We start from the raw sequence: 23,143 nt of genomic DNA on the forward strand, positions 1-23,143 counted from the left end.
ATGGCAGGACTTCGCATGGCGTTTATCCCGTGAACTCCCCCAGGGCAGGAATGCAGCAAGGGTCAGCGGGCTCTGGCGGGTGTGCGGAGTCCCCTTAACGTTTTGAGGTGTTTTTTCACCGGCGTGGTGTCCAACCTCGGGGAAGTTGGCTAAAGTCAAAGAGACTCTATTGTTCCAAGTCCCCCGAAGGGTGAAAGATTTGTCTCTGCTTGATTTTGACGCCGAGCGCCTCGCACAGTTCAACGCGGAAATCACCGCGAAGTACGAGGACCTGAAGGCTAAGAACCTCAATCTGAATCTCACCCGAGGCAAGCCTTCGGCGGAGCAGCTCGATTTCGCCACCCCGCTGCTGTCCCTGCCGGGTGAGAACTACCGAGCCGCCGACGGCACCGACTGCCGCAACTACGGCGGACTGACCGGCATCGCCGACATCCGCACCATCTGGTCCGAGGTCATCGGCGTGCCGGCGGACAACATCTACGCGGGCGATGCCTCCAGCCTCAACATCATGTTCGACCTGATCTCCTGGTCCTACATCTTCGGCAACAATGATTCCCCCCGCCCGTGGAAGGACGAGGAGACGGTCAAGTGGATCTGCCCGGTCCCAGGCTATGACCGCCACTTCACCATCACCGAGCACCTCGGCTTCGAGATGATCACCGTGCCGATGACCGAGGAAGGCCCAGACCTCGACGCCGTGCGCGCGCTGGTCGCTGACCCGCAGGTCAAGGGGATGTGGACGGTGCCGGTGTTCGGTAACCCCACCGGCATCTCCTTCAGCGAGGCCACCTGCCGCGCGCTGGCCGAGATGGAGACCGCGGCACCGGACTTCCGCATCGTGTGGGACAACGCCTATGCCGTACACACCCTCACCGACGAATTCCCGGCCAACTACAACGTGCTGCAGTTCGCCGAGGAGGCCGGTAACCCGAATCGCTTCTGGTTCATGAGCTCCACCTCGAAGATCACCCTGGCCGGTGCCGGCGTGTCCTTCTTCGCCTCCTCCAAGGACAACCTCGCGTGGTATGCCTCCCACGCTAATGTCCGCGGCATCGGCCCGAACAAGATCAACCAGCTCGCCCACGCCCAGTTCTTCGGCGATGCCGAGGGCGTCCGTGCCCAGATGCGCAAGCATGCCGGTTCCTTGGCCCCGAAGTTCGCCCGCGTGCTGGAGATCCTGGATTCTCGCCTGAGCGAATATGGCGTGGCAACGTGGACCAAGCCGGAAGGCGGCTACTTCATCTCCCTCGACGTCGTCGACGGCACCGCCTCGCGTGTGGTGGAGCTGGCCAAGGAGGCAGGCATTGCGCTGACCGGCGCCGGTTCTTCCTTCCCGCTGCACAAGGATCCGAACAACCGCAACATCCGTCTGGCGCCTTCGCTGCCGCCGGTAGAAGAGCTTGAGGTGGCCATGGATGGCGTGGCTACCTGCGTGCTGCTTGCCGCCTGCGAGAAGCTCGCTTAATTTGCTTTCCGACGATCAAGGGGCGCGCCGCAACAACCGGCGCGCCCCTTGAGTCTGCCTACGGTGGCTAGACTAAACAACAATGACACACACCTGTCGAGGGCTAGCAAAAGCAGTGAGGGCTATTTTCTGGTGAATGCAACTGAAATCGCGGCATGGATCGACCAGCTCGTTCCAGGCGAGCTGGTCATCCACACCCCGGTCGACAATGACGATGCGTTGGACATGGGCACCGTCAACCTGGGGGCGGAGGTATTAGCCACCACCCTGGAATTTAGCGCGGTCGACACCGGGCTGTCCTTCGAAGGCAAAGATGTCCGCTCGGAGCTTTTCACTGTTGCCCGGGTCTCCGCCGAGACCGCGCTGCTAGCGGTCAGCGGGGCAGCGGAGCTCTTCCGCCGCATGGAGGGCACCCTCCCCGCCCAGCCGGGCACCTTGGTCCCCGGCATCGGCGATTTCGTGAGCCTGCCGTCAGACATCACCGTGCGGCATGGCCTTTGCGTCGTGCCCTACGTGTGGGAGGGACAGGTACCGCAGCTCGATGAGCAGGATCGGCTGACCGTTTTGCTGCAGATCCTCATGCTCACCCAGGAGGAGTATGAATATGCAGTGACCTACGGCATCGAAGTGCTGCAGGAGGAGCTGATGAAGGCTGAGGTCGATATCAACGACTGGTCGCGTTAAGGACCTCGCGCAGGCGCTGGCCGCGATCGTGGCTGCTACCTGCTTAAACAATCGATGATCGCCTATGTCGCACCCCGTGGGTAGGCTTAGAGCGTGGCTTTATATCGCAAGTATCGCCCCGGCTCTTTCGCGGAGCTGGTTGGCCAAGAACAGGTAACCAAGCCGCTGTCTACTGCATTGGACAGCGGTCGCATTAATCACGCCTATCTGTTTTCGGGCCCTCGTGGCTGCGGCAAAACCTCTTCAGCCCGCATCCTTGCGCGAAGCCTGAACTGCGTCAATGGCCCCACCTCCACCCCCTGCGGGGTCTGCCCATCGTGCGTGGCACTGGCACCCAACGGCCCAGGCTCCCTCGATGTCACCGAGCTAGATGCTGCCAGCCACAACGGCGTCGATGACATGCGTGAGCTGCGTGATCGCGCGGCATTCGCTCCGGCGGAGTCGCGCTACCGCATCTTCATCATCGACGAGGCGCACATGATCACCTCATCGGGCGCCAACGCCTTGCTGAAGGTGGTGGAGGAGCCGCCAGCGCACCTGATTTTTATTTTCGCCACCACGGAGCCGGAAAAGGTCATCCCCACCATCCGCTCGCGCGTGCACCATTACCCATTCCGCCTGCTGACCCCGGGTGCCATGCGCCAAGTGATCGACAACGCCATCCGCGGTGAGGGCATCCCGGTGGAGGAGGCCGCCTACCCGCTGGTCATTCGCGCGGGCAACGGTTCGCCACGTGATACCCTTTCGGTCCTCGACCAGCTCCTCGCCGGTGCCGGGCCGGGGGGATTGACCTATGATCTCGCGCGCCTGCTGCTGGGAATTACCGATGATTCCTACCTGGACGCAGCCGTTGCCGCGTTGTCCTCCAATGATGCGGCAACGCTATTCCAGGTGGTCGATGATCTCATCGAGAATGGCGTTGAAGCCCTCCGTTTTGCCAACGACCTCCTCGATCGCCTGCGCGACCTCTTGGTCTTGCAGACGGTTCCGCAGGCACTCGACATGGGGTTGGTGGACGTTCCCTCTGATCGCGGGGGCGTGCTCATGGAACAGGCGGCCACCTTCGCGCCGGGTGCGTTGGCGCACATCGCCACCACGCTTTCCGACGGCCGCCGTGACCTGAAGGGGGCGACCTCCCCGCGCCTGCTTCTGGAGATCTTGTGCACCAAGTTGCTGCTGTCGACCAGCCAACCAGCACCAGCCCAGCCCGGTTCTTTCGTACCCACCACCCCCGGCCAGGGAATCGGTGCGGCCACAGCTTCACAGACCCAACCCGGCGCACAGGCTGCGCAAGCTCCGGCAAAGTATGAGCGCAAGTCCGTGCGCCTGGCGCGTGAGAAGGCGGAGCGGGAACGCGCCGCCCAATTGGCTGCGCAGCAGCAGGCCGCAGCTCAGCAGCCTGCGGCACAGCAGACCACCGAGCAGGCCACGCCACCGGCAGCACCGCAGCAGGAAACCCTGCAACAACAAGACGTTGCACCCACGGGACAGCCGTCCCCAGCCGAGGCTCCTCACGCAGCGCGTCCAGCACAGCAAGCTCAGGCGACTCCAGTGACGCAGTCGGCTCAACCGGATCAGCCTCAGCCGACTGCGCAGCCCGATCAGCCTCGACGTGTCAACTCGCAGGTGGAGCACCCTGTTGAGCCGCAACACCAGCCCGACACGGAGGCGCAGCCGGCTGCGCCTCAGTCGGTACCGAGCCCGACCCCAGAGGTTGTTTTCGAGGAAGCTCCAGCCGAACCTACTCCAGGCGAGCCAGAGTCCTCTTACTCGGCGCCGGAAAAGCCCGGTGCTGAGTCGAACTCTTCGCCCACGCCGTCGGAGGATCCTTTCGAAGCCATCCGTTCGGCATGGCCGCGGCTACGCGCGGCGGTGCAGCGCGCCGACCTGGCAGCGGGGATACTCTTGGCCGAGGCCCGCCCGCTGGGCATGCGCGATGGAACCTTGATCCTCGGGCACAACACGGGTGCGCTGGCAGCAAGCTTGAATACACCCGAGCACAACAAGACGGTCACGGAGACTCTCAACGCCGAAACCGGCAGGCGCTTTGGTGTTCAATGCGTCATCGGCACCGACCCGGTGGCCGCCGGGTTCAGCGTGCCTGCACAACCCACGGTGTGGAACCCCAGTCACGTGCCAACCGCCGCGCGCGAGTCAAGCGGCGAGTCACCTCAGGAGCCTGAGAGACCCGCTGACACGACGCCTCGTAATCCGCAACCGGCAGCCCCCGAGCACGCGCAGGCGTCGGTGACGCAGGCCGCTGGGGTGCCAGCTTCCGCAATGCCGTCGAGCGTGCCGCTTTCGCATGACCCCAATGTCAGTGCACCTGCGCGACGGTCCGCGGTGGAGCAGGCGGCCGAGCAAGCCGTGAATGCCCGGCCGATTGAACCCGCGCAGCCGCCGGTGCAAGCGCAGCCGGAGGAGTATCACCCGCGCACCTACGTCGAAGATGGTTGGGGTGAACCCGCGCCCATCGGCCAGGCGCTTCCCAAGCCGAAGCCGCAGCGGGTGGATCCGCCCAAGCCGCAAAACGCAGACGCAATCTGGGGCGAGCCTGCACCTATTGGCCAACAATTGCTCAACAAGGATGCAGAGCATCAGCCTGCGCAGCAGGAACAGGTGGTGCCACCGCAGGCAGATCACAGTGCGACCCAGATGCCGCCGGCGCAGGCGCATCAGGCGCAGGACTATGCACCTGAGCCTGGCCCAGCGCAGGCAGAGGAGTCAGCGCAGTATGCCCCAACGGAGCCGGAACCAGCCGACACCTGGCCCTCGCGCATGCCCGAACCGGCAGCTCAGGCGGTAGAACCTACTGCGGCCTCCCCTGAGGAAAGCTCGCCGCAACCGGCGGCGCAGCAGCAGGCCGCGCCTGCGCCGAAGCGTCGCTGGCAGGAGGCCGCCGAACGAGGAGCGGCCAGCCTGGCAAAGAAGGCCACGGAGCCAACGTTTGCCGATGGTGCCCCACTGCCACCGGAGCCCGACTGGGACGAGCCACCCGCGCCGGATCCCTACGGTTACCCGCCGGATGAGGGGATCCCGGAGCCAGTACCGACCACGATGCGGGAGCCGGATGTCGAACCTGTACCACCCGCGGATGCCGTGCCGAGCCAGCCGGTGGGGGGAGCTGAGGTGCCCGCGGCACCGACTACGCCTGTGGTGACACAACGGCAAGCCCCAAGGCCTGCGCCGACGCATCCGTCGGACACCCCCGCAGTCGAAGCAGAACGAGCGCCGCAAGCGCAGGCTTCCGGGCAGCAGGCGGCCGAAAACCAGCCGGTTTCCCGGATGGAACGCTTCCGGCAGCTTCAGGCAGAGGCCGCCGAGGCTGCGAAGCACGCACCGGCACAGTCGATGGAACCGAGTGGCGATGTCGACCGTCAATCGGAGGAGGAAGAGATGATGGCTGCCGCTGCCGCCGAGCCCGGCAATCATGATCACCGCGATGCGATGAGTGTGGCCATTGATCTTCTGACTCAAGAGCTCGGGGCGCGTCGCCTCTAAGTGCAACTACAGGTAGACTCGAACGGGATTAACCGCGCCGCCCACATGCCCAGGTGCGCAACCACGGGGCGGCGACACAACGAAAGGTATAAGAGATGACCCAACCAGATATGGCACAGATCCTCGCCCAGGCTCAGGAGATGCAGGTACGCCTGCAGCAGGCTCAGGCTGAGATCATGGCTGCGACCATCACCGGTACCGCTGGCAATGGCTTGGTCAATGTTGACCTTCGCGGTGACGGCAAGGTTGCTGCCGTGCGCATCGATCCGCAGGTCGTTGACCCGGAAGACGTTGACACCCTCCAGGATCTGCTGGTTGGCGCCTTCGTTGACGCACACTCCAAGCTGACCACTCTTGCCGAGGAGAAGATGGGCCCGCTGTCCCAGGGCTTGGGTGACTTGGGCCTCTAAGGCTTGAGAACAAAGCTGGCACAACAGTAAGAAGGCTGGCTTTGACAAGGCGGTGCCTGCTGCGCATAGGATGCGTGTTGCATGGCACCGCTTCTTCGCGTGTCAACCGCATTCAGATCTAGGCTCCGCATAGGAGCGAATAAACGTCAGTCGGGGCGTGGCTGCGGGGTTGTCCTGTAGCCGCGTGTGCCCGATGGAGAAAGGTTTCCTGGTGTTCGAAGGTCCCCTGCAAGATCTCATCGATGAGCTCTCGCGTTTGCCTGGGGTTGGTCCCAAGAGCGCCCAAAGGATCGCCTTCCATCTCCTCCACGTGGAGCCCACCGACATCACGCGCCTGCAGGAGGCACTTGGTGCGGTGCGCGACGGCGTGACGTTTTGCCGTATTTGCTGCAATATCTCCAGGGAATCGGTGTGTCGCATCTGCGCTGATTCCGGGCGCGATCGTGGAGTGGTGTGCGTGGTCGAAGAGCCTAAGGACATCCAGGTCATCGAGCGCACCGGTGAGTACAACGGCCGCTATCACGTCTTAGGCGGCGCCCTTGACCCCTTGGCCAACATCGGCCCCCGCGAGCTTAATATCTCCCAGCTCTTGCAGCGCATCGGCGGCGTGCTGCCCGACCGCGAGTTGGCTGATTCGACTCCTGAGCACCCCATTTACGACGATGCCCCCACGATCCGTGAGGTCATCCTCGCCACCGACCCCAACACCGAGGGTGAGGCCACCGCCAGCTATCTGGCGCGACTGCTCAAGGATTTCCCCGATCTGGTGGTCTCCCGCCTGGCCTCCGGCATGCCCTTGGGCGGGGACCTGGAATTCGTCGATGAGCTCACCCTTTCGCGCGCACTCAACGGGAGGTTGGTGCTGTAGCAGCACTCGTCGATGCCGGCGTCTGATGGCGGTGGCAACCTATGGACGTCGGAAAGCACAAGCAAGAAGACCAGCGGAAAACGGCCTGCACCCGGTAGCCGCCCCTTAGGTGGGGACGACGGGTGCAGGCCGTTGTTATCGGAGGTGACCGCTAGGCGGCAGCTAGATGATGGTGTAGACCAGCCACGTCAACAAGAAACCAGAGACGCCGAAGACGGTGGACAACGCCGTCCAGGTCTTTAGCCCCTGCTTGACGCTCAAGCCTAGGTACTTGGTGACGATCCAGAAGCCCGAATCGTTGATGTGGGAAAGCCCCAGCGCACCAAAGCCGATGGCAAGCATGATGAGGGTGGTGTGGATGCCGTTCAATCCGGCCGCAGCGATTGGCTGAGTAAGCAAGCCCGCCGTGGTCAACATGGCTACCGTTGCCGAACCCTGGGAGGCGCGCAGCGCGAGGGAAAGCAGGAAGGCCATGAGGATTATCGGCATGTGGGCCGCCACCAGCATGTCCGATAGCACCTTGCCGATGCCGGACTCCACCAAAACATTCGCGAAGCCACCACCGGCGCCGGTGACGAAGATGATGACCGCAACCGCGGGCAGCGCCGAATCGAGGATGCCGGAAGAATACTCGCGATCCCACTTCTGCTGGCGGCCGATGGTGATCCAAGCAACCACCACGGCGACGAGCAAGGCCACCGGGGAGGAGCCGATGAAGCTGACCAGGCTGTGCATGGTGGTGCCCTCTTCGCTGAGCATCGCGCCGGTGGTACCGACCATGATCAAAACAATAGGGAGCAGGATCAGTCCCAGGACGGTAAAAGGAGAAGGGGCGCGGCCTGTCGGACCGGAATCGGAAAGCTCGACCGGGGAGGCGGCGCGCTCAACGCCCTCGACCTTGAGCGCCTTCGCCGCGAAATAACCAATCACGCAGGTGGCCGCAGCAATCGGAAGGCCGATGGTGAGCATGAGACCAGGGTCGGACTCGAGGACACCAGCCACGGCAACCGGGCCGGGGTGTGGTGGGAGGGTGACATGCACCGTGAGCATCGCACCGGCGACCGGGAGGCCGATCTTGAGCGGGTTGATCTTGGCCACGGCAGCAAAGCCGAAGACAATTGGGGCCAAGATAATGAAGCCGACATCGAAGAAGACCGGGATGCCCAACACGAATGCCGCGATGGTTACCGCGGCCGCGATCCGGTGCGGGCCGAGCTTCTCAGTGAAGTATTGGGCTACGGCCTCCGCACCGCCGGAGACCTCGATGATGCGACCGAGCATCGCGCCGAGGCCCACGACCACCGCCACCGAGCCGAGCGTCTTACCCACGCCGTTTGTGACGGTGCTCACGGAATCCGCCAGCGGGATTCCCGAGGCCACCGCTGTTGCGATGGACACACCGATGAGGGCCACGAATGCCGGCACCTTGACCCAGATGACCAGGACCAAGAGCACGAGGACAGCAAGCGCACCGAGCGCGAGCAATGAAACGCCTGACATGGTGGGCTATCCCTTCGAAGAAGTTCCGTCGGCCTTAGTAGGGGCTACGACCTGGATGATGGTGGAATCGTCCTGGGCGCCCTTGCCGCGCACGAGTCCGGCGAGGTACTGCTGCTCCGCGGCGGCGGCTAGGGGGACGCCGATGCCTACGCTCTTGGCGGCGGCGGTGACAATGCCCATGTCCTTGACGAAGATGTCGAGGCGGCTGCGCACCTCCGGGCCTTCCTCAGTGTAGGCCTGAAGCATCCGCTGGCCGCGATCGCCGAGCATGAAGGAGGCCGCCGCGCCACTCATCAGCGCATCCAGGGCGGCCTTGGGGTCAAGCCCCAGGCGATCAGCCAGAGCTAGGGCTTCGCCGGCGGCGGCGATGTGCACGCCACACAGGAGCTGGTTGACGGTCTTGAGAGCCTGGCCCTTGCCGGGAAGATCACCGACAATCACCAGGTTGGAGGCCATCGCCTCCAACACCGGGCGGATGCGCTCGACAACCTCCGGCTTGGCGCCGACGGTCACCAGCAGGTCGCCCTGGCCGGCGCGAACCGGGCCGCCGGAGATCGGGGCGTCGACGATATCGATGCCCAGTTCCTCCAGGCGGGTGGCGGCCTTCTCCACGGCCTGAGTGCCCACGGTGGAGGTCAGCAGGACCACCGCACCCGGGGCCAAGGCGGCGGCGATGTCGCCTTCGCCGAACAAAGCATCGAGCAGCTGCGGCTCATTGCGCACGGCGAGCAAAACCACATCGGAGCTGTCGGCGGCTTCCTTGGCGCTGGTGAAGGTCTCAAGCCCTGCCTGCGCGCCGAGGCTGAGACGTTCTTCGGAGATATCGACACCGCGGACGTGGAAGTCCTTGGCAAGGTTGGTTGCCATGGGCAGACCCATTGCTCCGAGGCCGACGACGGTGATGGTCAAAGACATGATGCATGTCCCTTTCAAAGATGAATGAATGAGATGAATAGATATGAGGCGACGTTTCTGCTCAGCGCCCGGGGCGCTGTTAGCTGGCGTTTTCCTGCTCGGACAAGGTGGCAACGACCTCGGCGAGGGAATCATCGGTGCCCACATTTCCGGCAAAGACGATGTAGGGGACACCGGCGGCCGGGCCTTCGGCGGTCGACCACAGCGAGATGATGCCCGGCTGCATGGGGCCGATCACGGTGGCGCGGGTCATTTCCAAGCCCTTGGAGGCGATGTCGGAGGAGGTGATGCCACCCTTGGCGATCACAAAGCGCGGGGTCACCGTGTGCACGACGGCATTGACGGTGCCGACGAGTGCCTCGGACACGCGGCGGGCGATAGCCAACGATTCCTCACCCGTGGCGCCGGTGACTAACTCCCGGGAGGTGTGGAAGACCACGTTGCCGCTTGCCAGCGCCTGAGTGATTTCCTGGGGCAGTGCCTCGAGGTACTGCGCAGCGTTGTCGCCTAGAACCTTGCGTACCTCCAGCTCGACGACGGTGGGAGCGCTAGATTCCAGCAGCCGGTTGAGCTGGCGGGTGGTGGTGGGCACGTGGGAGCCGACGACGATGAGGCCGCCTACAACGGTTGCCGGTTGGTGGCGGGTGGCTTCGATTCTTGCCGCGGTCACAACGTCAGGAACGCCTTGGCCGATGCGGGCGCGCACGAACGGCGGGCCGACGCGGTAGATGAAGCGCTTGCCTGCGGCCTCGGCCGCGAGGATCCCCAGCGAGAGGGCGCGCAGGTCATCCTCGGTGACGATGTCGGCGACGATCGGTTGGCGGTTGCTGGCAGTTGCAAGGGCCTGCGCGATGCCGTCGGTGCCCTGGCGGATGAGCGAAAGATCGAGGGTGAGCACCTGCTCGGCGGTAACCGCGCCGTGGGTTTCTTCTTCAACCCACTCCGGCAGCGCGGAGGAGGAATAGCCGAAGGTGGCGTCCTTGGCGAACTCGGTTTCGCCGACCGGTTGGAAACCGGTATTGATGTTGCCCGCGTAGTGGATGCCGCCGATGGTGATGCGACCGGCATCGCCGAAGGCCGGGACGATGATGTAGCCGTCGATGCTGCCTGGGGTGTCCTCGAGCCTATCGACCGCGTCGGCGAGGGTGTCTGGCTCGAGGGGGAAGTGTCCGCGCAGGGTGGAATCGCTGCGAGAGACGAAGATAGGCTTCTTTCCGCTTTCTCGTGCTGCTGCGTAGGCGGCCTCAGCGACAGAGATGTTGATAGCGCGGGCATCGGCCGGGTCGAGGGAACGCGAGTTCGTCATCACGTAAATCGCCGGTGCATTGTGGGCCAAGGCCCAGGCGAAGTCGCTTGCCTCCCAGCGGGTCAGCACGGGAAGGTCTGCCACGGACTGGGTTCCTGTGGGGTCATCGTCGAGGACGATGAGGACGGTGGTGGTGTCCTTGGCGGCGGCTGCTGCGACGTCGCTTGCGGGGATGGTGACAGGTGCCGGGAACTCCTTGAGGAGCTCCTCGATCGGGTGGAAGGTCATCCCAACTCCTTAATTGCTCAGTGCTTAGACCTCAGAGGTCTGTTCATGGGCAACCTTAGGCCAGTTTGGGAAAAGCTACAAGATCCAGAAACGAAATGTTGCCAAAGTTGCTTTTGGCTTTAAACGGGCATGCGAGATCGGGCGCGAAAGGATAGGTAAACATGCTGCTAGCGGAGATTTTTTGTGCCGCCTAGGGGTGCAATTGCTTGCCGACGCATCCCCGCCGCAAGCCATAAGGCTACTTGTCCGTTGCGCTATCCGGCCCCGGGAGGAAGGCGGAGATGTCGTCAAAAGTCTGGGTCATATGAGCCCGCATGGCATCCTTGGCTGCTTGCTCATCCCCGGCGGAGATCGCGTCGAAAATGGCATGATGGTGCACGCTTGCGCGCGAGCGTACCTCGGCAACCTCGTTGGTCTTGCGGCGCGAGGTGGCAAGCGCACCGGCCAGGGGGATCATGAGCGCGGAGACGAAGGGATTGCCGGTGGCCTCCAGTAGTGCGTTGTGAAATGCCACATCGGCGTCGGTGGTGGCCGCCACGTTGCCGGAAGCGGTGGCCTCGTCATAGCGCACGAGCGCGTCCTTCATCTTGGCGATGTCTTCTTCCGTGGCCCGATTGGCGGCCAGTCCGGAGGAACCCACCTCAATCATCCTGCGTACCTCGGTGAGATAAATGCCGATGGTCTTGGCATCAAGATTGCGCGAAATGATATCGAGTCGCGACTGAACGTCATTCCACCGGTTGATGGGGGTCACAAAGGTGCCGCGCCCGTGGATGACCTCCACTACGCCACGATCGGCGAGAGTGCGCACGACCTCGCGCATGGTGGGGCGGGAAACTTCCAGGAACGCGGCGAGATTGGCTTCCGGCGGCAAGGCTTGACCCGGTTGGAAGGTCCCATTGGCGATGGCGTCCATGATCCTTTCGATGCCTTGGGTAACCAAGTCTGTGCGCATGCCGATCAATCCTCCCTCATGACTGCTCTCATCGAGAATGTACCGCAATGAGCTCCATCGTTACCACCAGGAGGCAATTATCGACGAAGTCTCACACCCCGATCGCTTGGTTGGGCAGGATCTGGAGGAGGCGCTAGCCGGGGTGATAGGCCGGTGCCTGGATGGCCGGCACCTTGCTCGGTGGAAGTGCTGGCGTCGATGGGTGACGGATAGTGATATAGAACACAGTCAAATTGTGTTAATTTTCTACCGAAAACATCTGTGCTGGAACGGTGCAGTTTTGGTGAAGAAATTAATCAAAATACATGCCTGGAAAGTGAAACGGTTCTGGCTTTTCTGGCGGGCTTGTGGTCTGTGACCGTCGGAAAGCGTGCGCCCGCAATGCGTACGCGCGGAAGGAAGGTGGAGCCTGTTTTTGAGGTAATGCTGCGAGGAATTTCTTTTCGATTATTGGGAAAGTGTTACCGCGTGGAGTCTGGTTCCTAACGTACGTGGCGGGTGTGGGGCAGTTGCCGGTGAAGAAAACCCGCAAAATGTGTCGCACGACACATTTTGTGACAGTAGGCTAGGCCCATGGCTGACTACCCGCACCTGACCGAGCCCCTGGACCTGGGCTTTACCACCTTGAAAAACCGAGTCATCATGGGCTCGATGCACACGGGTCTGGAAGACTCCCTCCACTTCGTCGAGGATCAAGCGGCTTTCTTTGCCGCACGCGCCTCCGCGGGCCTCATCATCACCGGCGGATACGCACCCTCTTTCACGGGCGTGGTAAAGCCCTTCGGTTCCACCATGACAAACCAACGGCAGGCCAAGGCGCATCGAACCATCACGGACGCCGTCCACCAAGCCGGCGGCAAGATCGCGCTGCAACTGCTGCACACCGGACGCTACAACTATGCGCCGTGGAGTGTGTCCGCATCCGCAATTCAGGCGCCGATTAACCCTTTCACGCCTCACGCGCTGAGCGAAAGGGGGATTCTCCGCGAGATCAAGGCCTTCGCGAAGGCGGCGCGGCTTGCCCACGAAGCCGGGTATGACGGCGTGGAAATCATGGGCTCCGAAGGCTATCTCATCAACCAATTCCTTGCACCACGCACGAATAAGCGCACCGATGCCTGGGGTGGGAGCCCGGAGAACCGGCGCCGGTTTGCCACCGAGGTAGTCAAGGCCGTGCGCGCGGCGGTGGGGGACAACTTCATCATCGTCTACCGCATGTCCATGATCGACCTCGTGCCCGAAGGGCAAACGCAGGAGGAGATCATCGCACTTGCCAAGGAGATCCAAGCCGCGGGCGCAACCATCATCAACACCGGCATCGGCTGGCACGAATCAAGGGTGCCCACCATTGTCACCAGCGTCCCCAGGGCGGCCTTCGCCGAGATGACCGCCACCGTCCGCCGCCACGTAGACATTCCCGTGGCCGCCTCCAACCGCATCAACTCCCCAGAAGTTGGAGAGGAGCTTCTCGCCAACGGCACCGCCGACCTCATCGCGATGGCCCGCCCCTTCCTAGCTGACCCTGACTTCGTCGCCAAGGCCGCCGATGGGCGCGCTGACGCCATCAACACCTGTATCGCCTGCAACCAGGCGTGCCTCGATCACTCCTTCGGCGATAAGCGCGCGACCTGCCTCGTCAACCCGCGCGCCTGCCACGAACGCGAGCTGGTCTTAGTGCCCTCGCCGATCCGCCGGAAGGTGGCCATCGTCGGCGCAGGCCCAGCCGGGCTGGCCGCAGCCGTGGCCGCGGGCGAACGCAACTTCGATGTCACCGTGTTCGAGGAGCGCGACCACATCGGTGGCCAGTTTGCGCTGGCCATGCAGATTCCTGGCAAGGAGGAGTTCAAGGAAACGCTGCGCTATTTCACCACCCGGATGAAAGACCTTGGGGTGGACTTAAGGCTCAACACCCGCGCGGAGGTGGCGGACCTGACCGATTTCGATGAGGTCATCATCGCCACGGGAGTGTCGCCGCGCGTGCCCGCGATCGACGGAATCGAACACCCGAAGGTGATCACCTACGCCCAGTTGCTGTCGGGGGAGAAAACTGCCGGTGACAAGGTTGCGATCATGGGTGCGGGTGGCATCGGCGTGGACGTGGCCGAGTACCTCGCCTACGAAACCTCGCCGACGCTCAACCTGGAGGAGTGGAAGCAGGAATGGGGAGTAGACCCCACCCAACGCGGGGGTGTTACCACCCCGAAGGCGGCTCGGGCATCCCGGGAGATCCACCTGCTGCAGCGCAAGGCTACGCCCATCGGCAAGGGGCTGAATAAGACCACCGGCTGGGTGCATCGCGCATCCATCAAGGCCAAGGGGGTCACCCAGTGGAGCGGTGTGACTTATCGCAAGATCGACGATGCGGGCCTGCACATCGACAAAGACGGCGTGGCCACCGTCCTCGACGTAGATACCATCGTTGTGTGTACAGGGCAGGAATCGGTGCGCGAACTCTATGGCGCCGTTGTCGCCGCCGGGCTCAACGCGCATGTGGTCGGCGGCGCGGACGTGGCTGCGGAGCTTGACGCCAAGCGCGCCATCCGCCAGGCAACCGAGGTTGTCGCAGGCCTCGAGCCGCGCGCCGGGGTGCTGGCACCGCGGGAGCTGCCGCTTGGCCTCAAGGCGCAAAAGAAGCTCACCGGCATGCTCATGAAGTAGGCGCGGCGGGAGGCGTCGGCAAGCAAAAAAGGGCAAGCCCGGCGCCTTAACGCCGAGATTGCCCTTGTATCAAGCGTTACCGCTGGTTAGGCGACGCCGATGGAGCCGCCGTCGGCCCGCCACACCATCGCAACAGCCGGACGCGGGAGGTCGGTGCCACCGTCGGGCCAGTGCGAGGAGAACTCGCCCCACACGGCCTCGTCGGACTCGCCCGGGTGCTGCACGTTGACCAGCACGCGCTCGTCCTGGACGATCGGGCCGCAGGTCTCGGCATCCACGGGCACGGTGAGGAAGCACTTGACTAGGCCGCGGTTGTCACCCTCAAGGCCGACGGCGTAGAGGCCGTCGTTGGAGCCGAGCGCATTGCCGTCGGTGGAAATCCACAGGTTGCCGTGCTTGTCGAAGGCCAGGTTGTCCGGGCAGGAGATCGGGGAGACCTGGGACTTATCGAAACCGCCGAAGTAGGTGTTGGCCTCCTCCGGGTCGCCGCACACCAGCAGGATATTCCAGGTGAAGGACTCTCCGGCATGGTCGTCGTCGAGTTCCATGACCAGGCCGTTCTTGTTCTCACGGACCGGAGCGTACTCCTTGGGGTCCTCCTTGGACTTGGCGGCATTCTCTCCGGAGGCGCCTCGGTAGGAGTTGTTGGTCAGCGCGACGTACACCTTGCCGGTTATGGGGGAAGCCTCGAAGTCCTCGGGGCGATCCATCTTGGTAGCGCCCACGGCATCGGCCGCGAGGCGGGTGTAGACGGCGACCTCTTCGGCGGTGAACCCGTCGACATGCGAGGTTGCCTTGCCGTCGGCGACGGTGAGCAGCTTGTGCCAGGTGCCGGTGCCGTCGAAGGCGCCGTCGGAAGGCAGCTCGCCGTCACCGGTGATTTCGGACTCGGGGGAGTTGCCCTCGAGGGAGGCTACGTAGAGGGTGCCCTCGTCGAGGATGGTCATGTTGTGCGCAATGTCGCCGTCGACGATCTTCTTGGAGGAGACGAACTTGTAGATGTACTCAAAGCGCGCATCGTCGCCGGAGTAGCACACGACGGTGCCGTCAGAGGTGACATGAATGTTGCCGGCCTCGTGCTTGAAGCGTCCCAGGGCGGTGTGCTTGACCGGGGTGGAGTTGGGATCTAGCGGGTCGATCTCCACGATCCAGCCGAAGCGGTTGATCTCATTCGGCTCGCGGGAGACGTCGAAGCGGTCGTGCAGGCGCTCCCACTTGCGGTCGGATGCGCCTTCCGGCACGCCGAAGCGCTTGAGGTTTTCGGCGGCGCGGCCGGAGCCCTGGCCCTCGGCGTTGGCGAAATACTGCTCGAAGTTTTCCTCGCCGGATAAGATGGTGCCCCATGGGGTCACACCACCAGCGCAGTTGTTGAGGGTGCCGAAAACCTTGGTGCCGGTGGGATCGGCGGCGGTGCGCACGAGGTCGGAGCCGGCAGCCGGACCAACCAGGCGGAACTCGGTGTTGGCTGTGATGCGGCGGTTGAGCGGGCCGAACTCGCGGGTCAGCTTGCCGGTGGTGGCATCCTTGGACACCTCAAGCACGGTGTGTCCGTGGGCGGCGAGGCCGATGTTGATCTGCTCGTTGGTGGGGTTTTCCGGATCGTAGTCCGGGAACATCTGCGGCTCGGTGGTGTACTCGTGGGAGCAGACATACACCAGGCGGTTGGGGTCTTGCGGGTGTTCGATAAGCCCTGCGAAGTCATTGTTGAAGCCGAACTGGCGCTCGGCGGCAGCCGCGGTCTGGTTGTTGACGTCGAAGGCCGGAGCATCCTCGTACACCGGGTCGCCCCAGGCAATGAGCACGGCGGTCTCGTAACCGCTCGGCACCGCGACCTTGTCGTCGGTATTGGGGGCGACGGCCTCGAACTGCATGCCGGTCGGCGCGGAGGCGGCGGCGCGGGAGGTGTCCACCGAGGTGGAGCTGCCCGCAGCTCCAGAGGAGGTGGCTGCTGAATCGGAGGAGCAGGCCGCGAGTGCTGCACCACCGCCAACGGTCAGCGCGGTCAGCGCCGAGCCGCGCAGGATGGTGCGGCGGGAGACAATGGTGCCGAAGTATTCGTTGTTGGAGTTGTTTGTGCACTCGCCCATGCAAGCGTTGCCGCACTTATAGGTACAGGTCAGCCGGGAGCGCTTGGACTGGAACAGCAAGTTGATGCCTTTGAGTGACATTGTTTTCAAACTCCGTTTCTTCTCAGGAGAGCAGGGCGTGCAAAAAGGAACAGGTGGAACCATATTTTTGTTTGGTTGCCAAAAGGCATGGGTGAGGTGAAAAATCGGTAAAGATAATTTTTGGGTGCAAAACTAAAAGATCCCTTGCCTGTGCGGCGGTGTGCTTGCCGACGTCGAACGCGCCGCATCGCGACATCCTTCCTGCATGCGCGCGGTTTCACCCGCTTGCGCCAAGTTTTTTCTTCCGGCGAGGGAACGCACGCGCCTCAATTTCAGTCTTTCAAGGTCACGGCGGGAAACGCGAAAGGTGAACTGGAGGGAAATCAAATATCCAGCGCCTGAAAAAGAACCTGCCGGTAAAGGCCTGCCCGACAAGCAGGCGTCTGCCTCCCGGCTGACGGTGCTGCTCGGCGTGCGCGCAGGAGGTACTGGGGTCGTCGGAAAGCAACCGTCACCCACGCACGGCGACGGCACGAAAGAAAACTACACGCGACTAAAGCGGCGGGAGTGGAAGAAGTGACAGAAACGAAGGATGAAGGAGCAAGAAGTAAATGACCAAGGTTCAGGTAGAACTACAGTCCGCACTACCCACCGGCGGGCAAAGCCCGGATGATCTAGCGCAGATGCTCGACGACCGGCTGACAAGCTACGACATCGATGTCTGTGATTGTCAGATACATCGGGCCTGCGAGATCGTCGAGCGTAAGGCATATGAGATTCAGCAGATCAGCGATACGGGCGAGATCCTGTCCTTCCGGGGATGGTGTGAGGATCCGGACGGGCGCGTTCATTGGGCATCCTTCGAATATCACGAAACGTGTCCCGAATGTGGTGGCGATTTTTGTGGGGACGATCTCTACGGTGATGATTGCGGGGATGAGGAGTATGACCGGGATTGGTGTTGGCGCTGTGACGGGCAAAACTTCGGTTCCCAACTCGTGCTCACCTGTACCTGCAAGCGAGAAAATTGCGCGCATGCCATCGCATTGATGGCCGCGCACGAATTGGGCCACAAACCCTTTCATAACATGCATAGCCAGATCACCTACCTGCGCCTGCAAGCATTCTTCGGGCCGGTCAATGACCGAAGCGAGACTGCCGACGAGGGGCACCGTGCCGGGGAAACAACAGATCGCGGGCAGGCGTCTCATGCCCGCGCGGAGTCGGCGGCCTAAAGAGGCAAGCCCCCGCCAGGGGGTGCGGTGGGGCAAGGTACTTACTCTGCCGTGTGTGGAGGGATTTGTAAACTTGCACATCAAGTCCGTAATGTGAAAGTTTCTGGCTCTTTGGCTGCAGCGTCCCCTCCGCCGAGCGGTGACGAATTGTGGACAAAACCACAGCTAAGGCAGGTAAAACTCTTCATGCCTAGGGGAAACCCATTTTTTTGTTAGGCAAATTAACAAGGTTAAGCAACGGCTTTCAAGACCTCTACCTGCAGTTATCTTGTTGGCCTTTGTGTTAAGACAAGGTTAGAATCGCAGGGTGAAAACTAGCTGGCGCGTCTTTGTCCGTGATGCCAAACGTATTTTGGCGGTGCCTAAGGCATTCATCATTGTCATTGGCATCCTCATCACCCCTGCGTTATACGCATGGCTGAATATCGCTGCGTTTTGGGATCCCTACAACAACACCGAAGCGATTCCGATCGCGGTGGTCAACGAAGATAAGGGGGCCACCTCCGATCTTACCGGTGAGATTAAGGTAGGGGACCAAATAGTTGATCAATTGCGGCAGAATGACCAGCTAGGGTGGGAATTCCTCTCAGCCGACGAGGCTGATGAAAAGATCCATCGGGGCGAGGTGTACGCCTCCTTTGTCATCCCCGAAGAGTTCAGCCAGCAGCTCGTGGACATCTTCAGTGGCAGCCGCGCCCAGCCGACCATCGAATACTCCGTCAATGAGAAAAAGGGTGCCATCGCGCCGAAGATTACCGACGCGGGATCCAACTCCCTTGACATTAAGATCACCTCCGCCTTCCGCGAGCAGCTCGGCAAGGCGGTGTCGGAGACCCTGCGGGATCGTGGCGTTGACTTTTCTTCGAGCATCCAAGACACGCAATCGACAACGACCCAGACACTGCAAGACTTGGAAGCCCAGCTTGGCACCACACGGGACAACGTGCAAGATATCGCCAATCAGCTCGCCGACTCCGGCCAGACCGCAAGCGACGTCAAGGGCATGCTGGCGGCGGCCGACCCGGCGCTGGGAGATGTCGCCACCTCCTTGAGCAACATTCAGAGCATCTTGGATACCGTCATCACCGACGCACAGGCTTTTGCACAGTCCACCGGTGATGCCAGCGCGAAGGCGCAAGAAGCACTGGGCGTGTCCACCGCCAATGCCCGAAGTGCGCTCACCTCCACCTCGGCGATGCTGGGCGAGGTGGGCACGCAAATCCAAGGCGGTACGGACAGGTTCAGCCAGGGCATTACCGCCGCCGAGAATTCTCTGACCGCCGCCGAGGCGGCGTTGGGTGCTGTTTCGCAGCCTTTGGCCGGCGATACCCTCGCGGGGGTTCGCACCCAGCTCGATCAAGCCCAGGCGGTGGTGGATCAGCTCAATCAGGTAGCCTCCACGGCCACCGAGACCTCTCGGCAATTAGACGCCCTCGGCGACGACTTCGCGACATTGATCGATGGGGCCCAAGACAGCAGCGGTGCGCTGAGATCGACTTCCAATGAGGCGGTCAATTCGCTGACTACACGGGTGACCGCCCTGTCCGCGCGCGCCGGCCTGCTGGCCGGTCAGGCAGCGCAGGCGCAAAGCTCCTTGGGGCAGATCACCGCCTTGGTCGATGGCTTGGAAGACCAGCTGCAGTCCACGCAGGACATCCTGGTGGCAAGCGACGGCAACCTGGCCGATCTCCAGGACTCCGCCCGCAATTCCGAGGCCGATGTCGCAGCGCTTGCGACCGCGCTGCAGTCGGGTACGCTGCAGACCGTCACCGGACTCGATGCCGACAACATCGGAACCTACCTGGCTTCACCAGTGGAATTTGAAAAGCAAGCGCTGTTCCCGGTTGCTTCCTATGGTTCTGCGATGTCGCCGATGTTCATCAACCTCTCGCTGTGGATCGGCACCTTCATGCTGATCATCATCTTCCGCGTGGAGGTGGACAAGGAAGGCTTCCGCGCGTTGGCCCTGCGGCACGCCTACTTCGGCCGCTTCCTGCTGCTCAGCGTCCTCGCGATCGCGCAGGCAATCATCGTCAGCGTAGGTACCTTGCTCATCGGCGTGCAGACCGTCAACGCCTTCGCCTTCGTTGCAACGGCAGTCGTGATTGGCCTTAGCTATTTCGCCATCATCTATGCACTCGCGGCAGCTTTCGGCCACGTAGGCCGGGCCATAGCTGTGGTGTTGGTGGTGCTGCAGATTCCCGGCGCATCCGGGATCTACCCGATCGAGTTGATGCCGGGATTCTTCCGTGCCATTTACCCGGTCTTGCCGTTCTCCTACAGCATCAAGGCCATTCGAGAGACCGTGGGTGGCTTCTATGGCAACCAATATCTGCACTACATGGCGATCGTGTGCGCGATGGGGCTCATCGCACTGATCGTCGGCCTCATCCTGCGCCGACAATTGGGCTATTTCACGCGCCTATTCAACGACGAGCTCGCGCGCACCGAACTGGTTATCAATGAAAACGTGGAGATCCTCGGCTCCGGCTACAGGCTCAGCCACATCATTGCGCTTCTGTCTAACCGTGGCGAATTTTCCCGCGAACTGACCCGCAGGCGCGAGAAGTTCGATGCGTCTTATCCGATGCTGGTGCGCGTGCTGACCATAATCGGCCTGGCCGGGCTGTTCGTGCTGGGGATTTTGTCGCGGGCGACGTCGATTAGCAAGCCGGGTCTTTTGGCGGTGGCCACCCTGTGGGGCCTGATCGTCGTCGGCGCGCTGGTGACCACGGAGAGCTTGAAACAGTCCCTGCGGCATGCAAGTGAGCTCGAGGCACTAAGCGAGGATGATCTCGTCGCAGCGCTCAGGCAACACCGCGCCATCCATAGTGCAACCACCGACGAGCCGAACCCGGAGGCGCAGCCGGCCGAGAAGGTGCTCGCAACCGGTGCCACCGAAGCTACCGATACGAACGATAAGACCGAGACCACTGAATTCCCGGCACAGGAAGGAGGAAAATAATGAACGCGACCCGATTTATCATCCGTGATGATGCCCGCCAAATCCGCGGCAACGTCATGATGGGGATCTTTATGAGCGTGCTCGTTGCCCTCCCGCTGCTGTTTACGTGGTTTAACGTGCTGGCTAGTTGGGATCCCTTCGGCAACTCCGATCGACTCAAGATCGCGGTGGCCAACACCGACGAGGGGTACCAAACCGACGTGCTCAACCTCAAGGTCAACGTCGGCGACCAGGTTCTCTCGCAGCTTCGCGGAAACAAGAGCCTGGATTGGATCATCACCGACGAGGACACCGCGCTCGAGGGAACGCGCTCGGGCGACTACTACGCCGCCATCGTGCTTCCGGACAACTTCAGCACCTCGATGTTTACCTTCTACGCTGGTGGCGCGGCGCCTGCGGACATCACGCTGTATACCAACGAGAAGAAGAACGCGCTATCGTCCAATATCTCCAACCAGGGTGCCCAGGGCGTGACCTCGCAGATCAACGCCGCATTCACCCAGGTACTCAGCGAGGTGGCGATGGGGCTGGCGGAGGACGTCTCCTCCTTCCTCGACGACGAAGAAACCGCAGCCACCTTGGATCGTTTGGAAGTCCGGCTGGAATCATTATCAACGCAGCTGACGTCCGCTTCCCATACGGTGAGTTCTTTCCAATCGCTGGTCAGCGCCTCGGTTCCGCTGGTGGAAAGCGCCCAGAACCTGACCGTTTCCCTGGATGATTCGCTCAACACCGATAGTGGATTGACGGGGTCATCCGATGGCTCGGATTCGGGCCTCGATGACGCAACCAGCGCGCTCGGAGATTCTCTCGACCGCACCGCGGACAGCGTGAGCGCAGTACAAAGCCGTTTGGACTCCGTGCTCAACTCGGCATCCACGGGGGCGAACTCCCAGGCGGATGCGCTTGATTCCGCAGCCGCCGGCATCGATAACCAGGTTGCCGCCTTCCGTCAGACCCGCGATTCGCTCAACAATGCGATCCCGTCCCAGCTACGGGGCACCCCAGCGGCGGTGGGATTTCTCGCGGATCTCGACGCGGCCATCGCGCGCCAGGAGTCCCTCGCGCAGCGGCTGCACACGCTGGCTTCCGACCTGCGCTCAGATCAGACCACCAACCAGCAGGCCCGCGATCAGGCCCGGCAGGCGATCGATGAAGCGACCACAGCGATTGCAAACGCCAGGGATAACTACCGCACCAACTTGCAACCCCAGCTTGAGCAGCTGCGCAGCAACATGGCCGATGCCAAGGACAACCTAGCGGTGGTCGGCTCCTACCTCGATAACATCCGTGCCAGCTTCGCAGACACCGACCAGGGGCTGCTGCAGACGCTTACGGATGCGCAGACCAGCTTGGGTATCTCCGCGGACAACATGGCCAACGGGGCGCAGCGCTTGGATGATGCCGTCAAGGAGATGGCGGATGCCCGCGAGTCCGGAGATCTCAAACGCATCGCGGCCGTCATCGGCACCGATCCCGAGGGGCTGGCGAAGCTCATCGCCTCTCCCATCAACGTGGAGCGCAACGAGATCTTCCCCGTTGCCAGCTTCGGCGTGGGTATGACGCCGCTGTATAGCGCCATCGCCTTGTGGGTCGGCGCGCTGTTGAGCTCTGCCTTCCTGCACACGGTGGTCTCGCGCAACGTGTACCTGCGCTATCTTGCCGCGAATCCGCCGGCCCCAGCGGAAGACGATAGCGACGGCACAGGTGTCACAGACGGCACAGACGGAGACGACAACGGCGCTCAGGGCGCCGGCGTGACTGGCGAAGACGCTGCGGATGAATCAGGGGTGATGGAAAAGACCAAGGCCAGGGATGGTTTTACCGGCATACAGGAGTACTTCGGTCGCTTCTTCCTTTTCTGGGTCGTCGGCATGGCACAGTCCACGCTTTTGATGCTAGGCCTCATCGTCTTCGTTGAGATTCAGCCGGCGCATCCGTGGCTGCTCATGATCAGCGGGTGGATTACCTCCTCTGTATTCATGCTGATCATCTACACGCTGGTGCTCTCGCTCTCCAACGCCGGCAAGGCCGTCGCGGTGGTCTTCCTGGTGCTCCAGATATCTGCAGCTGGCGGCGCATATCCGCTGGAAGTGCTTCCGCACTGGTTCCAAAACATCAGCCCTTGGCTGCCTGCAACGTATTCCATCAACATGATGCGTGCCGCCATCGCCGGTATCTACGAGTGGGACTACCTCACCAACATGGGCATGCTCTTGTTGTTCCTGCTGCCCACCCTGCTGGTGGGTCTGGTGCTGCGTCATGCGATCGCCGCCCGTATTCACAGCATGACTGAGGATCTGGAATCCACGAAGGTGATGTAGCAATCGCTGCGGGTTAACGTC

15 protein-coding genes and 1 other RNA gene are annotated in these 23,143 nt (G+C 62.4%); 11 read left to right on the forward strand and 5 right to left on the reverse strand.

Annotation, left to right across the window (positions count from 1 at the left end; translation table 11 throughout):
- The first annotated feature begins 2 nt into the window (after nucleotides 1-2).
- The 6 genes from ffs to PAB09_RS01240 all read left to right on the forward strand — a co-directional run bounded on the left by ffs (nucleotide 3) and on the right by PAB09_RS01240 (nucleotide 6,928).
- Nucleotides 3-99, forward strand: an RNA gene (ffs, locus tag PAB09_RS01215) — signal recognition particle sRNA small type.
- A 100-nt stretch (nucleotides 100-199) separates the two neighbouring features.
- Nucleotides 200-1,465: an aminotransferase class I/II-fold pyridoxal phosphate-dependent enzyme gene (locus tag PAB09_RS01220; protein WP_271034294.1), complete on the forward strand. Its 1,266-nt coding sequence runs from the start codon at nucleotides 200-202 to the stop codon at nucleotides 1,463-1,465.
- Nucleotides 1,466-1,597: 132 nt separating this feature from the next.
- A complete protein-coding gene (locus PAB09_RS01225; protein WP_271034295.1) occupies nucleotides 1,598-2,149 on the forward strand; it encodes a suppressor of fused domain protein in 552 nt (183 codons plus the stop codon).
- A gap of 93 nt (nucleotides 2,150-2,242) precedes the next feature.
- On the forward strand, nucleotides 2,243-5,650 hold the full coding sequence (locus PAB09_RS13270; protein ID WP_442873683.1) for a DNA polymerase III subunit gamma and tau: 3,408 nt from the start codon (nucleotides 2,243-2,245) through the stop codon (nucleotides 5,648-5,650).
- A 95-nt stretch (nucleotides 5,651-5,745) separates the two neighbouring features.
- A complete protein-coding gene (locus tag PAB09_RS01235) occupies nucleotides 5,746-6,060 on the forward strand; it encodes a YbaB/EbfC family nucleoid-associated protein (RefSeq protein ID WP_271034296.1) in 315 nt (104 codons plus the stop codon).
- Nucleotides 6,061-6,271: 211 nt separating this feature from the next.
- The gene (locus tag PAB09_RS01240; protein WP_271034297.1) at nucleotides 6,272-6,928 is read left to right on the forward strand and encodes a recombination mediator RecR; all 657 of its coding nucleotides are present in this window, start codon (nucleotides 6,272-6,274) and stop codon (nucleotides 6,926-6,928) included.
- 162 nt (nucleotides 6,929-7,090) lie between these two features.
- Here PAB09_RS01240 and PAB09_RS01245 read toward each other — a convergent pair whose 3' ends face one another.
- The 4 genes from PAB09_RS01245 to PAB09_RS01260 form a co-directional block, all read right to left on the reverse strand.
- Nucleotides 7,091-8,428: a GntP family transporter gene (locus tag PAB09_RS01245; RefSeq protein ID WP_271034298.1), complete on the reverse strand. Its 1,338-nt coding sequence runs from the start codon at nucleotides 8,426-8,428 to the stop codon at nucleotides 7,091-7,093.
- Between the two features lie 6 nt (nucleotides 8,429-8,434).
- Nucleotides 8,435-9,343, reverse strand: a complete 909-nt coding sequence (locus PAB09_RS01250; protein WP_271034299.1) for an NAD(P)-dependent oxidoreductase — start codon at nucleotides 9,341-9,343, stop codon at nucleotides 8,435-8,437.
- Between the two features lie 79 nt (nucleotides 9,344-9,422).
- Complete coding sequence (locus tag PAB09_RS01255) at nucleotides 9,423-10,877, reverse strand: four-carbon acid sugar kinase family protein (protein WP_271034300.1); 1,455 nt, start codon at nucleotides 10,875-10,877, stop codon at nucleotides 9,423-9,425.
- 238 nt (nucleotides 10,878-11,115) lie between these two features.
- On the reverse strand, nucleotides 11,116-11,832 hold the full coding sequence (locus PAB09_RS01260; RefSeq protein WP_271034301.1) for a FadR/GntR family transcriptional regulator: 717 nt from the start codon (nucleotides 11,830-11,832) through the stop codon (nucleotides 11,116-11,118).
- A 573-nt stretch (nucleotides 11,833-12,405) separates the two neighbouring features.
- Between PAB09_RS01260 and PAB09_RS01265 the strand changes: the two genes are divergently transcribed.
- Nucleotides 12,406-14,490, forward strand: a complete 2,085-nt coding sequence (locus PAB09_RS01265) for an NADPH-dependent 2,4-dienoyl-CoA reductase (protein ID WP_271034302.1) — start codon at nucleotides 12,406-12,408, stop codon at nucleotides 14,488-14,490.
- Between the two features lie 86 nt (nucleotides 14,491-14,576).
- Here PAB09_RS01265 and PAB09_RS01270 read toward each other — a convergent pair whose 3' ends face one another.
- Nucleotides 14,577-16,658: a PhoX family protein gene (locus PAB09_RS01270; RefSeq protein WP_271034303.1), complete on the reverse strand. Its 2,082-nt coding sequence runs from the start codon at nucleotides 16,656-16,658 to the stop codon at nucleotides 14,577-14,579.
- Nucleotides 16,659-16,863: 205 nt separating this feature from the next.
- Here PAB09_RS01270 and PAB09_RS01275 point away from each other — a divergent pair, with 205 nt between their 5' ends.
- The 4 genes from PAB09_RS01275 (at nucleotide 16,864) to PAB09_RS01290 (ending at nucleotide 23,122) form a co-directional block, all read left to right on the forward strand.
- On the forward strand, nucleotides 16,864-17,178 hold the full coding sequence (locus tag PAB09_RS01275) for a hypothetical protein (protein WP_271034304.1): 315 nt from the start codon (nucleotides 16,864-16,866) through the stop codon (nucleotides 17,176-17,178).
- Between the two features lie 31 nt (nucleotides 17,179-17,209).
- A complete protein-coding gene (locus PAB09_RS01280; protein WP_271034305.1) occupies nucleotides 17,210-17,833 on the forward strand; it encodes a hypothetical protein in 624 nt (207 codons plus the stop codon).
- A gap of 307 nt (nucleotides 17,834-18,140) precedes the next feature.
- Nucleotides 18,141-20,798: a YhgE/Pip domain-containing protein gene (locus PAB09_RS01285; RefSeq protein WP_271034306.1), complete on the forward strand. Its 2,658-nt coding sequence runs from the start codon at nucleotides 18,141-18,143 to the stop codon at nucleotides 20,796-20,798.
- Complete coding sequence (locus PAB09_RS01290) at nucleotides 20,798-23,122, forward strand: YhgE/Pip domain-containing protein (RefSeq protein ID WP_271034307.1); 2,325 nt, start codon at nucleotides 20,798-20,800, stop codon at nucleotides 23,120-23,122. Before PAB09_RS01285 ends, PAB09_RS01290 begins: the two co-directional genes overlap by 1 nt.
- Nucleotides 23,123-23,143 lie beyond the last annotated feature (21 nt).

Source organism: Corynebacterium sp. SCR221107, assembly GCF_027886475.1.
Lineage (GTDB): Bacteria > Actinomycetota > Actinomycetes > Mycobacteriales > Mycobacteriaceae > Corynebacterium.